Raw genomic sequence first — 12,303 nt, 5'->3', positions numbered from 1 at the left:
CTTAGGTCCAGTCCGTGTACAGATCTGTCCGGCGGTCGCGCCACGTAGTTACAGATCCGTGCTCACGGACGCGGTACAGCAGCTCCAGATCCAGATCGGCAGTGATGATCATATCCCCGCCTATTTCCCCCTCGGCCAGCAGGCCCTGCGGAGGGAAGGGAATATCATTAGGCGTAATGACTGCCGCTTGCCCAAAATTGGCGCGCATCAGATCCACGGTAGGCAGCGAGCCCACAGTGCCTGTCAGTACAACGTATACCTGATTCTCAATGGCACGGGCATGGCTCGTATACCTCACCCGGTGGAAGCCATGACGGTCATCTGTACAGGAAGGGCAGAAGATCACATCCGCACCCTTGGCCCGGGCCATGCGTACAATCTCCGGAAATTCGATATCATAGCAGGTTAGCATGGCAATGGTCCCTTTGTCTGTCTGGAATACCTCCAGTCCTTCACCAGCGCCCATATTCCAGCCCTCAACTTCAGCTGGTGTGATATGAAGCTTGGCCTGCTCGGCAATTCTTCCGTCCGGGTAAAACAGGTGAGCTACATTATAGAGCTTATCGTTCCGGCGCAGCACATGGGTGCCCCCGATAATATGTACAGCATATTTCCTGGCATAGCCGGAGAACATCTCCCGGTAACGTTCTGTGAACTGCGGCAGATCCTCTATACCGAGCGCTTCTCCCTGTTCATTGCCTATGGACATCAGCTGTGTCGTCAGAAATTCAGGGAACAGGATGAATTCAGCTCCGTACTCCCCGGCAGTCCTTATATAGTGCTCGCACCGGGCGGCAAACTCCGCGAAGGAGGAAATGGTATGCAAATGATATTGTACAGCGGATACGCGAATAGCCATGGCGGCAATCCTCCTATACGTGATATGGCGTGCATTCATAAAGTAACTAAAATTTTACCATAACAGATCACAAAATCACACAGAATGGAGATGCTGCGTGCCGCCGCATGAATATCTCCTCTATTCCTTCCCCATAATGGAGAATACCAGCAGAGACGCCTCCGCCCACTTATTAAGTGGTAACCCGGCCGTTTCTGCATGAAATAGAAGGAGCCTGATGTTATGCCGCGCGATTCTACTGCACCCAAAGTCCCGAAACGCCGCCTCCGCCGGCTCTTCCGGCTGATGCTCTTCTCTGTCCTGCTGTTCCTGGCGGGCGCCGGAGTCCTGCTTGGGTTCCTATATCAGAAACCGCTACCTCCTCTAGGGGATGATATCCGCTCCAGACTGCTTGACTCCAGGGGCAATGTACTGACTACCTTCACTACTGACGGACGCAGCCGTGATCCTGTGGAACTTAAACAAATCTCTCCGCTGCTCATCAAGGCCACTCTGGCTGTAGAGGACCGTAAGTTCTATAGTCATGCCGGCTTTGACCTCAAAGGAATGGGCAGAGCGGTGCTCGCCAACCTGCAGGCAGGAGGGCGTACGCAAGGGGCCAGTACACTAACCCAGCAGCTTGCGCGTAATTTGTACCTGACCCATGAGAAAACTTGGACCCGCAAGAGCAAGGAGGCTCTCTACACCCTCCAGCTGGAGATGAAATACAGCAAAGACGAGATTCTGAACATGTATCTAAATGAAATCTATTATGGTCACGGCGCCTATGGTATTGAAGCCGCTGCCCAAATGTACTTCGGCAAACCAGCCGCTGACCTGGATCTGGCGGAGAGCGCACTGCTGGCCGGAGTTCCCAAAGGCCCCACCTATTACTCGCCCTACACGCACCTGGATAGTGCTGTTAAGCGGCAGGGTATCATTCTGGCAGCCATGGTCGATGTAGGGGATATCACGGAATCGCAGGCGGAGGCCGCCGCCAGGGAGAAGCTGACCTTCAAGCCGCAGGGGCAGAAGGATACCACTGTAGCCGCTCCTTATTTCCGCGATTACGTGCGCAGCCTCGTTATAGACAGTCTTCATATCAGCAGTGACGAACTGGATCAGGGCGGGCTGAATGTCTACACGACACTTGATCCGGATATGCAGCGGGCTGCGGAAGAGGCCGTGGATCAGGGAATGGACCATAGTAGCGAGCTGGAAACTGCCCTGGTGTCCATTGACCCCCGTACCGGCTATGTGAAGGCCATGGTTGGAGGGACCAATTACCGTTCGAGCGCGTATAATCATGCCCTGGCTACCACACGCCAGCCCGGTTCTTCTTTTAAACCGATTATGTATTTATCCGCGCTGTCTTCCAAGGAGATGACAGGGTTGTCTGTCTTCAACAGCCAGCCGACACTGTTCCACTATGACAACAACCGCAAAACCTATCAGCCCCGCAACTTCGGCGATAAGTATCTCGGTGAGATCAACATGAAGCAGGCGATTGCCGCTTCCGACAATATTTATGCCGTAAATACAATTATGAAGATTGGCGCGGACAAGGTGGCCGCTATGGCTGCTGCTATGGGAATCAACAGTCCGCTGCAAAGTGTCCCGTCTCTGGCGCTCGGCACTTCCCCTGTCAGTCCGCTGGAGATGGCTTCCGCCTTCGCAGTTATCGGCAATGGCGGAGTTAAGCAGCCTGTTACCGCAATTCTGAAAATTACAGATGCGGGCGGACACCTTCTATATGAAGCTCCGCAGCCTCAAGGGCAGTCTGTGGTAGAACCGGCCGCCGCTTATGTGCTGACCCGGCTGATGGAAGGCGTATTTGAGAGCGGAGGAACGGGTAACCGCGTAGCCTCGATGATCAAACGCCCGGTCGCCGGCAAAACAGGCACTACCGACACAGACGGCTGGATGGTGGGCTTCACTCCTGAGCTCTCTACTGCGGTCTGGGTAGGTTACGACAAGGGCCGGGATATTGCCACCGCTGATGGAAGACGTGCAGCGCCTATCTTTGCGCAGTTTACGGAAAAAGCGCTGGAGAATGTACCGCCGAAGATTTTCCCGATTCCCGATGGCGTGGTCAGCGTATATATCAATCCACAGTCCGGCAAGCTGGCTACAGCAGCCTGTCCGGAGAAGGAGCTTACGACCTTCATCAGCGGCACTGAGCCTACTGAGTACTGCGACCAGCATGCCGCCTCCGGCACCGATGCTCCCCCGGATGGGAGCAACCCTGAGATTGCCGAGCCTGTCAAGGAGGACCATTCGCTATGGAATGACATCAAACGCTGGTGGATGAACTGATCCGGCATTGCTGCCGCCGGAGACTTGCGTTACGATGGGATGAGCCCGGCAAGGCGCTCTCTTAAGCGTTAGTCCGCCGCAGGAAGGTGTCAACCATTCATGAAGCTGAATTCTTCAGGCGAACCGGACCATTGCGCCCCGCAGCGGCTGCTTCCGCCTGAACTCTATGCGCTTGCGGCAGTAGAGGCAGCTCCGCGCCTCCTGGGCCAGCATCTCGTCCGGCGCACCGAAGACGGTGATATCCGCTGCCGTATTGTTGAGACTGAAGGCTACGGCGGCGCTGAAGACAAAGGGAGTCATGCCTACGGAGGGCGGCGGACAACCCGTACAGGAGTAATGTTCAGTGCCGGAGGCGCTACGTATGTATACCTGATCTACGGGATGCACTATTGCTTCAATGTGGTTACCGCTGCTGAAGACGAACCGCATGCGGTCCTGATCCGTGCAGTGGAGCCGCTTACCGCCAGGGACGCGGAGCTTATGGCTGCATACCGGGGAATTGCTGTCCGGAAGCCTTCGGATCTGTCCGGCGGCCCGGGCAAGCTGTGCCGGGCACTGAGGATAGACAAAAGCCTCAACATGGCCAGGCTTGATCTCCGCGGGGGGCCAATATGGCTGGAGCAAGGTGAAGCCCCGGAATCTCTGGATATTGTCCAGGCTCCGCGCATCAATATTCCCTATGCAGAAGAATACGCGCTGAAGCCTTGGCGTTTCTATCTCCGGGGCAATCCCTATGTCTCGGTCAGCAGCACGGATGCGCAGCCGGTTATCCTCACCTGAAGATAGTTTCATTCCGCTGTTTCGGCTGTGCTAATTTGGGTAAAAAATAGAGAACCCTAATAAACCTCTCCCTTGGGATTACCCGAAGGGAGAGGTTTTATATTTTTTCGGCCCCGTACCCTCTCCTGCGCCGTAAAACGGGCTATTTCCCGTATAAGCGACAAGAAACAACATAATTTGTATGCGCTTTCCCCGTTCTCTAAACTTACAATTACTGCTATAATCAGAGATATCCACAAAAAATATAAAGATGTAAATGAGGGACATGGGATGAAAGATACAGGCATGATCCGGAGTTTAGACAGTCTTGGTAGAATTGTGGTTCCCGTAGAAATCCGCATGACACGAAATATTGACATTGGGGATCCCATCGAGTTTTTTATTCTGAATGAGGAAATTATCGTCCTCAGAAAGTACACCTCCACAGAATGCACATTTTGCAGAAGCCTTGATCATGTAACCTACTATAAAGATCAATTCATTTGCAATACCTGCCTCAAAGAGCTGAGCGACCCCGGGCGCGGATCTGAAGAGATCACAATCTCTCCAGGCCCTGCAGAGGAGAACGCCGAACCTGTCCGCAGTGGACGGAGAACGAAGACGGAGGAAATGAGCCAGCGTCTGGAGAAAGCGATGGAGGACCACCCCTATGCCAACCAGAAGGAGCTTGCCGAGGTGCTCGGAATCAGCCAGGCCAGAGTAAGCCAGTTGAAGCGCAAGCTAAATACTGCCGGCAGAGTGACTCCGTAGCAGCGCATATCCCATCATCTTATACATAAGGCTTGGCCCTCTGCTAACAGAGAGCCAAGCCTTGTTTTTTGATATGCATGTTCGTTCAGCTTACTACTCCGACAATGCCGCTTTCAGCTCGTCAGGCGAAGCGGCCCACCACTCTTCATTATGTGCGATCAGCAATGATTTCAGCGCATTCCGCTCCGTAGACCCAAGTCCCTCCACAATAATCTTCCGTTTCAGGGCTGCATCCAGCTTATTGACATGATCGGCAAGAATCTTCCAGCCCCGGCGGGCTTCGGAATCAATCCACATCTCACAGGCGGTAATTCCGCCGTAGAACTGGCCCTCCGGTGTACGGTCCACAGCAACCCAGACCACCCAGACCTGTCTTCCTTCCGGTACATCCTCACGGTTCACGGAGAACTTAATCCCCTTCTCCACTTTGCTCTTGGCATGCATGGCACCGATATCGATAACGGCGATACCTTGATCAATAATAACAGGCGATACATTACCCAGATCAATGGAGCCTGCCCCGAAGCCTTTATGCTTACTCTTGGCATTCACAATATTCAAGGCAATCTGCTTTTTGCCCTCTGGTTGTACGTTATCCACAAGTGCACATCCTTTCCATTCACTAATTATTTAATTTTAGCTAATAATGCGCCGATTGCAAACATATACATCCCGTAGATGCTTGTCACGGGAGGAATCACAGTATGAAGCCACATTCATTAAGGTATACCCTCATCTTCGCAGCTCTGGCTGTTCTCACCTTGCTTGGAGGCGGAATATGGTTTCTTTCAGGGCACAGCCCTGCCGTATGGACTGCCTCTGCCCCAAAAGAGGCCAAGTCCCCCGCCGTCCTGCCGCAGCAGCAAATTGTGCAGTCCACTCTTCCGGAGATTACTCCGCCTCCGGTGTCGGAGGTTTTAAGCCAGCGTGTGGTGGAATACCACATGGATGTTCAGCTGCTGGCCGATACGGGAACCTTAGCAGCTTCCGAAACGGTGACCTGGATCCATCCGGGCAAAAAACCGGTCCAAGAGCTCTATTTTCACCTTTACCCCAATGCATTCGCTTCCGGCAATACAACCTTTATGAAGGAATCCGGAGGAACGCTCCGGGGCGACTCCATGCCTGCGGGCGGATACGGCAGCCTGACGCTGACGGATCTGCGGACCTCCGAGGGGATTTCGCTAATGCAGCGCACCCAGTATGTGCAGCCTGACGACGGCAATGTGAATGACAAGACCCTGCTTAAGGTCCACCTGCCCCAGCCGGTAAACGGTGGTGAGAGCGTAACACTCAAACTCCAGTTTGAGGTCAAGCTGCCGAAAATATTCGCCCGTATGGGAACCGCCGGCAACTTCGTCATGGCCGGCCAGTGGTTTCCCAAGCTCAGCGTCTACGAGCCTGCTGGCACAAGGGGAGTACAGGAGGAAGGCTGGAATCTGCATCAGTACCATGGCACATCTGAGTTCTACAGTGACTTCGGTATTTACAATGTAACCATCTCCGTCCCGTCCGATTACAAGGTTGCCGCCACCGGATTTCCGGTGAAGAACGCGCGGCTGGTACAGGACCGCAAAATCTATCAGTTCTACGCAGATGATGTTCATGACTTCGCCTGGGCGGCATCGCCGGATTTTGTGGTTGCCGAGAAGGCCTTCTCCGCGCCGCAGGTGCCCGGAGTAAAGATCAAGCTCTATCTGGACCCGCTGCATAAGGATCTTCAGGAGCGCTACTTCCAGGCCGCAGAGGCTGCCCTGACCGCCTTCAGCAAATGGTATGGCCCGTATCCTTACTCCACCTTATCCATTGTAGTCCCGCCTGAATCTGGCAATGGGGCCGGGGGGATGGAATATCCGACGCTGATCACTGCCTTCGGTGCTGCCGAGGCATCGCCCGGCACTTCGCTTGAACGGACCGTGATCCATGAGATCGGTCACCAGTATTTCTATGGCATGGTCGCCAGCAATGAATTCGAGGAGGCGTGGCTGGACGAGAGCTTCACCTCATATGCCGAAGACCGGCTGATGGAGCAGGAATATGGCGTTGCCTCAAGCCTCCCGCTGCAGTCCAGTCTGGTCTCCTCCTCACAGCCGCTCAATCTGGAGACCTGGAAATACACCGGAGATGATGCCTACACGCGCAATGTCTATATCCGGGGCAAGCTGGTGCTCCGTGACATCGAACGGTTAGCAGGAGCCAAGAACATGGATGCCATTCTCGCTGCCTATGCCCGTAAATACCGCTTCAAGCATCCCTCGACCGCTGACTTCCAGAAGATTGTGGAGAAAGTGACCAAGCAATCCTGGCAGACTTATTTTGACCAGTACGTCTACAGCGGCGGAGCCCCTGATTTTGCAGTAGACGACATCAGGCTCACAGCTAAACGGGACGGCGGCAACGGAGCAGGCATTCAATATGATGCTGTAGTTGAGGTAAGTAACAAGGGCAGCCATTATGGGGATGTCCCTGTAAAATTTATTTTCTCGGACGGGTACTCGGTTCAGCAATACTGGAACGGCGAAGGGAAGACAACATCGTTTGAATTATCGTATAAAGCACCTCTGGTCTCCGCCGAGATTGATCCGGGACATTCCATACTGCTGGAGAGCAAGCATCTCAATAATTTCAGAATGGCGGAGCTTGAGCACAATACTCTTTCCCGCTGGACGCTCAGTGCGACGACACTGCTTGAAACCCTGCTCGGAACTCTTGTCTGGTGAGGTGAAGGATTGTGAAAATTTCGATAACCCGCGGTTGGCACAGCATGAAAGAGCAATTTTATATCCTGATTCTGCTATTTATCTACCGGCTGTTCTGGGGCTACTTCATGTACAAATTCATTAAAAGCGCCGTCGTTCCGGTACTGCTGCGCTATCCGGATGCGAATGCCGGCGGCAGTAGCATAGGCAGGCTGCTGTATTATATTGAGGGGCAGGCTGCGTTGCACACGGACCCGGACGTCCGGCAATGGCTATGGCTGCTCTTGGCACTGACTGTGTTGCGGCTGCTGCTCTCCCCCTTTATCCGGGCGGGCCTGCTGCACGAGCTTCACCAGGAACGTGCCGGGGAGCGCGGACTGTTCTTTTTTCCCGGGATGAAGCGTTATGGTCTGCCTGTACTGCTGTTCAGTCTCGTTGAATGGGCGCTGGCCCTTCTGCCGCTCTATTGGCTGTTGCCGAAGATGTACCGTCTGCTTCTGAACGGCATTCTCGATTATCCGCTGCTGCTGACGCTCGTGCCTTATGTGCTGGGCTGGCTCGTCTACCTCTTCCTTATCCGCAAGCTGCTGCTGTATATGCAGTTCGGTTATACCGCCGGCACGGGCATGTTCACTTCGCTGCTGATCTGTCTGAAGGTGCTTCTCCACTCCATCGGGATATCCGTCATTATAGGCGCAGGAAGTCTGCTGACGCTGATCCTCTGCAGCGCTGCAGCGCTCTTCTGCCCCGGCCTCCCGGCCCTGCTCCTGCGCCAGGCAGCTCCACTGCCGTCCACCCTATTCAAAATGTGGGGCATAGCCGCGCAGTATCATCTCTGGTCCAGTAAATCATTCCCACAATAATCGGCCGCCAAAACGGCATACTAAAAGAGTCATCGCCCCTCTGGTGAGGTGCATGACTCTTTTTTGTTTACAGCTGCGACAAGTTGATTTGCAAAACTGTAAATCCTCTGGTACAATGATGCCTGTACTACTAGTAACAAATTTGTAATCTTTCAAATGGAATTAAGCAGCTATGTAACCGAAGCCTTTAACCTTATGTCGATATGTCACTATTCTGGTGCACAAAACGCCGAATTCCCTGCACCGGGGAGTGGGGGAACCATATTTTGGGTGAATTGATCTCGCTTTAGAGGGGTCATAGGGGAACCTTCTACCGAATCCTTAAGCTAACCTCGCAGGCCTTGGAAGGAGTACATCTTTTGAGAAGTCAGAACTTTAAGAAGAAATGCACCGCAGCAGCGCTGGGTCTTGTGATGGTATTCACACTTGGGGCAGGCAGCGCTTTCGCAGATTCCAAAATGGATACTGTGATCTCAAAAACCATTGGAACGTCATATAAAACCGGGGGCACCAGCACCAGCGGCTTTGATTGTTCCGGATTCACCAAATACGTATTCAAGAGTATCGGCCTTACCCTGCCGCGCACCTCTAAGGCACAGTACAGCGTTGGAACAGCCGTATCCAAGAGTAATTTGCGTTCCGGTGATTTGGTATTCTTCAATACCCTGGGCAACGGAGTTTCCCATGTCGGTATTTATGTCGGCAATGGCAAATTCGCACAATCCTCCACTTCGCGTGGTGTAACCATCAGTTCGCTGAGTCAGGCATACTGGGCCAACCGCTACGTTGGCGCTAAAAGAGTGATGAGCACAACAGCCTACCAAGCTGTCGCTTACGATTGAACCCTTGAACATTTCCTCGAATATTCGTACCTCTAACAACTAAATGTAACTTATACGAGCCCGGTTTTGATTATTGCCGTAATCATTTCCGGGTTTTTCCTTTTCCTTATTCTACCTTTTACACTCATCTGCAGGCCCTGAAACACCTTTTTATCCCAAATCCAAAGAAAAATTCATCAATAGCTCACCTGCTGCGTAAATATGAGTCTTTCTATGCAGCTATAACTCTAAAAAACGCAAAAAAAATGCATTAATATGTTATAAGTGATTGCCAAGCGCCCTAGTCTTTGCTACAATTATCGCAGTGAGCTTTTAGTAACATTTTTGTAATTATTGAATCGCTTTTAACAAAGGTTTTGTCATGTATTGAATAACAGCTAATCCTAATCAACAGTCGTGCCGAGTTCCCTAAAGATTTAGGGAAACGGGGGAACCAACTTTGGGTGAATTGACCTCCTATTCTAAGAGGGGTCATAGGGGACCTTCAACCGAACCCTTAAGCTAACCTCGTAGGCATTTGGAAGGGGTATTTACTTTTGAAGAAGAAGCTAGCAGCCGCAGTACTAAGCTTTTCCATCATCTTCACCATTGGAGCAGGAAGCGCTTTCGCGGATTCCAAAATGGATAAAGTTATCGACAAAGCCATCGGGACCAAATACGTATCCGGCGGTGTATCCACGAACGGTTTTGATTGCTCCGGATTTACAATGTATGTTTTTGATAAGATCGGAATTAACCTGCCCCACCAATCCGGCTCCCAATATGAGATGGGCACTGCTGTATCCCGCGATGAAATGAGACCGGGCGATCTTGTATTTTTCAATACAAGCGGCAAAGGCATTTCTCATGTCGGTATTTATGTTGGTGACGGTGAGTTCGCACATGCTTCTTCCTCGCGTGGTGTAACCATCAGTTCGCTGAGTGACAGCTACTACGTCAACCGCTACGTTGGCGCCAAACGGATTATGAGTACAGATGCTTACAAGACTGTGGCTGCGGATTCCGAAGAGAATGACGATGTGCAATAATTTGTCCTAAATATAAGCGCTTTTCCAGGATTTTTGCCGAAATCTTGGAGGAGGGCTTATTTTTTTGTCTATAAAATTACTTACCCCGCTCTATATTTGTAAAACACCAATTTCGCTCTTTCATAAAATATTTATTGGCGTTTGTCAAGTTCCGGTCTTTCTGCAAGGTTTTTGCGTCGAATCCGGCTCGTTTTGTATATAATATTTATAGAATGAAGTAATGTTCCATTGAAAGGAGGCCTCCGCTTATGATAAGTTCCCCGGTAACTTTTTATGTTGTTCCTATGGAGTCGCGGCATGCTGCTGAGATCTGTGAGTGGAACTACAGGCCCCCGTATAATATTTACGGCTGGATGCCCTGGGAGCAGATGCAGGCGCTCGGTGTTGAATTCGGTGATCCGCAGCTGCGCAGCGAGCAATACGTTTCCGTTGTGAATGGACAGGGAATCCTGTGCGGCTTCGCCCAGCTGTTCCCTATGGAGGGTGTAGTCCGGCTTGGAATCGGCATGCGGCCCGATCTGTGCGGTCATGGCATGGGACATCTGTTCATGAAGGCCATCGTTCAGGCGGCTTTGCAGCGTTATCCGGAACGGGAGATCGATTTGGAGGTACTGACCTGGAATCAGCGGGCCATCCGTGCTTACCAGAAATGCGGATTTACCATAACGGATACTTATGAACGCAGAACCCCAACTGGCGATAAGCCATTTTATTGTATGGTCTATGAGAAATAGCATTCCACTTCTGTATGTTTGCAATTTTCCCAGGAGTTTCGTTCATTTTTTTGACACAAATACTATGATAACGCTTCACCATCCGGTATAATGAAGGAAGCAGCTTACATGGAGGGACGGATGCAGATGCAGAAATGGATCATGAGCGGTTTGTTTTTTGCCGCCTGTGCCTTTGCCGTGGTCTTAATGTTTACCCTGCCCGGCAAAGCCGAGGTGGCTGAAGAGAACAAACCTACAATGCCTGAGGTTGTGCTGGACGCAGCCGGCGCGGAGGCCCTGGTGAAAGCCAACTGCATCACCTGCCACGGGGATCAGCTTCAGGGCGGTGTAGGGCCGAACCTGCAGCAGGAGGGCGCACAGCATGACGCGGCGCAGATTTACAGCATTGTGACCAAAGGCCGCGGGCAGATGCCTTCCTTCAAAGACAAACTAGCCCCTGAGGAAATTGCAAATGTCGCGTTATGGCTGGCCGAGAAGAAATAATAACATGCCCAAAGCAAAATGCCCGCTGCAAAGGATACCCTGGTATCCCTGCACGGGCATTTTTATGGATCAGGCGGTACTGTCATTTCCATAAGGATCCTGTCCTCTAACGGTTTTTCTCAAAAGCCTCGTTAATTTCATTAGCCTGGCGTATATCCAGCTTCTCCACATCTGCAGGCAGACGCAGGATAACGGTCTTGTAGTCAATGGTGATATGCGGGTGATGGTCGAACGCTTCCGAAATCGCAGCAACCTCATCCACAAAAGCAATTCCCTTCATATATTCATTGAACATATATTTGCGCACCATAATATCCTCTTCCAGTTTCCAGCCTTCCAGCTTGCCGATCTGCTCCCGCAGTTCTTCCTCTGTAAATGGCAATTTGTTTCCTCCCTTGCTTAATTAGCTATATCACAGCAGTCCTGTCTTTCAAATAAAACATCCCTCAGCTTCTTAAAGTCCAAGGGATGTGCCGGGCCAAAGATTTTTTTCGATTTAATGTATTCTTAAATCCCGGCGAATAGTACTTCTCATCCCAATTTTAACATGGGCTGATGCCTGGGACAAACTCCGGCTCCGCAGCTGCTTCCGGTCTACACCAGAACCACCGATGCCAAATCCTCGTCGCCGAGCAGAATATTGATGCGGTGCGTTTCTTTATCGTACATTACAACCCCGCTTCCGACCTTAATCACCGGCTCATTGCCCAGTGCGTAGAACAGATCCTCCGCAAGCGCCTCCCAGACCTCCAGCTTCGACTCCTCCGGCAGGTTCTCCCACTCCTCAGGCTCCATTTCGAAAAAAATATACCCGTCGGAAATCCGTCCGACTGCGCCTGTCAGTTCAACCAGAATTTCACTGTAATCTCTGCCATGCTTAACTCCCACGTCAATCACTCCGTTTTCTTCGCTGATGAATAATAACTTACCTTATCCATTATAGCCGAAAAAATCACTTCACAAAAAAGGG

Annotated in this window: 13 protein-coding genes and 2 riboswitches; of the genes, 9 read left to right on the top strand and 4 right to left on the bottom strand. The window is 51.7% G+C overall.

The window, feature by feature from the left end; genetic code table 11:
* Position 1: 1 nt before the first annotated feature.
* Positions 2–859: a carbon-nitrogen hydrolase family protein gene (locus NSU01_RS00530; protein WP_042132723.1), complete on the bottom strand. Its 858-nt coding sequence runs from the start codon at positions 857–859 to the stop codon at positions 2–4.
* Between the two features lie 222 nt (positions 860–1,081).
* Here NSU01_RS00530 and NSU01_RS00525 point away from each other — a divergent pair, with 222 nt between their 5' ends.
* The 3 genes from NSU01_RS00525 to NSU01_RS00515 all read left to right on the top strand — a co-directional run bounded on the left by NSU01_RS00525 (position 1,082) and on the right by NSU01_RS00515 (position 4,684).
* Positions 1,082–3,154: a PBP1A family penicillin-binding protein gene (locus NSU01_RS00525; protein WP_076248768.1), complete on the top strand. Its 2,073-nt coding sequence runs from the start codon at positions 1,082–1,084 to the stop codon at positions 3,152–3,154.
* A gap of 99 nt (positions 3,155–3,253) precedes the next feature.
* Complete coding sequence (locus tag NSU01_RS00520) at positions 3,254–3,934, top strand: DNA-3-methyladenine glycosylase (RefSeq protein ID WP_076248769.1); 681 nt, start codon at positions 3,254–3,256, stop codon at positions 3,932–3,934.
* Between the two features lie 270 nt (positions 3,935–4,204).
* Positions 4,205–4,684, top strand: a complete 480-nt coding sequence (locus NSU01_RS00515; protein WP_039303876.1) for an AbrB/MazE/SpoVT family DNA-binding domain-containing protein — start codon at positions 4,205–4,207, stop codon at positions 4,682–4,684.
* 93 nt (positions 4,685–4,777) lie between these two features.
* Here NSU01_RS00515 and NSU01_RS00510 read toward each other — a convergent pair whose 3' ends face one another.
* Positions 4,778–5,284, bottom strand: coding sequence for a YwhD family protein (locus NSU01_RS00510; protein WP_042132720.1), 507 nt, complete (start codon positions 5,282–5,284; stop codon positions 4,778–4,780).
* Between the two features lie 104 nt (positions 5,285–5,388).
* On the opposite strand from NSU01_RS00510, the gene NSU01_RS00505 reads away from it, so the two are divergent.
* From NSU01_RS00505 to NSU01_RS00480, 6 genes are all read left to right on the top strand, one after another.
* Positions 5,389–7,404, top strand: a complete 2,016-nt coding sequence (locus NSU01_RS00505; RefSeq protein WP_042132719.1) for a M1 family metallopeptidase — start codon at positions 5,389–5,391, stop codon at positions 7,402–7,404.
* A gap of 44 nt (positions 7,405–7,448) precedes the next feature.
* Positions 7,449–8,246, top strand: coding sequence for a hypothetical protein (locus NSU01_RS00500; protein WP_144026229.1), 798 nt, complete (start codon positions 7,449–7,451; stop codon positions 8,244–8,246).
* 217 nt (positions 8,247–8,463) lie between these two features.
* A riboswitch (cyclic di-AMP (ydaO/yuaA leader) is annotated at positions 8,464–8,602 on the top strand.
* Positions 8,603–8,659: 57 nt separating this feature from the next.
* Positions 8,660–9,088 carry a C40 family peptidase gene (locus NSU01_RS00495; protein ID WP_042140612.1) on the top strand — a complete coding sequence of 143 codons (429 nt, stop codon included), beginning with the start codon at positions 8,660–8,662 and terminating at the stop codon, positions 9,086–9,088.
* Positions 9,089–9,475: 387 nt separating this feature from the next.
* Positions 9,476–9,619, top strand: a riboswitch (cyclic di-AMP (ydaO/yuaA leader).
* 5 nt (positions 9,620–9,624) lie between these two features.
* Positions 9,625–10,116, top strand: a complete 492-nt coding sequence (locus NSU01_RS00490) for a C40 family peptidase (RefSeq protein WP_042132718.1) — start codon at positions 9,625–9,627, stop codon at positions 10,114–10,116.
* A 248-nt stretch (positions 10,117–10,364) separates the two neighbouring features.
* Positions 10,365–10,850 (top strand): GNAT family protein, encoded by a 486-nt coding sequence (locus NSU01_RS00485; RefSeq protein ID WP_042132717.1) that lies wholly within the window; start codon positions 10,365–10,367, stop codon positions 10,848–10,850.
* Between the two features lie 126 nt (positions 10,851–10,976).
* Positions 10,977–11,333 carry a cytochrome c gene (locus NSU01_RS00480; RefSeq protein ID WP_042140611.1) on the top strand — a complete coding sequence of 119 codons (357 nt, stop codon included), beginning with the start codon at positions 10,977–10,979 and terminating at the stop codon, positions 11,331–11,333.
* Between the two features lie 106 nt (positions 11,334–11,439).
* Here the strand turns inward: NSU01_RS00480 and NSU01_RS00475 are convergent, their stop codons facing one another.
* Together NSU01_RS00475 and NSU01_RS00470 are read right to left on the bottom strand one after the other, a co-directional pair.
* Complete coding sequence (locus NSU01_RS00475) at positions 11,440–11,715, bottom strand: 4a-hydroxytetrahydrobiopterin dehydratase (protein ID WP_042132716.1); 276 nt, start codon at positions 11,713–11,715, stop codon at positions 11,440–11,442.
* Between the two features lie 212 nt (positions 11,716–11,927).
* Entirely contained in the window at positions 11,928–12,221 is a 294-nt protein-coding gene (locus NSU01_RS00470) for a hypothetical protein (protein WP_039303858.1), read from the bottom strand.
* Positions 12,222–12,303: the final 82 nt, after the last annotated feature.

The organism is Paenibacillus sp. FSL H8-0259, assembly GCF_037963255.1.
GTDB lineage: Bacteria > Bacillota > Bacilli > Paenibacillales > Paenibacillaceae > Paenibacillus_AQ > Paenibacillus_AQ phytohabitans.
Note: the sequence above shows the minus strand (reverse complement) of the source record. Positions and strands in the feature narration are given on the sequence as shown.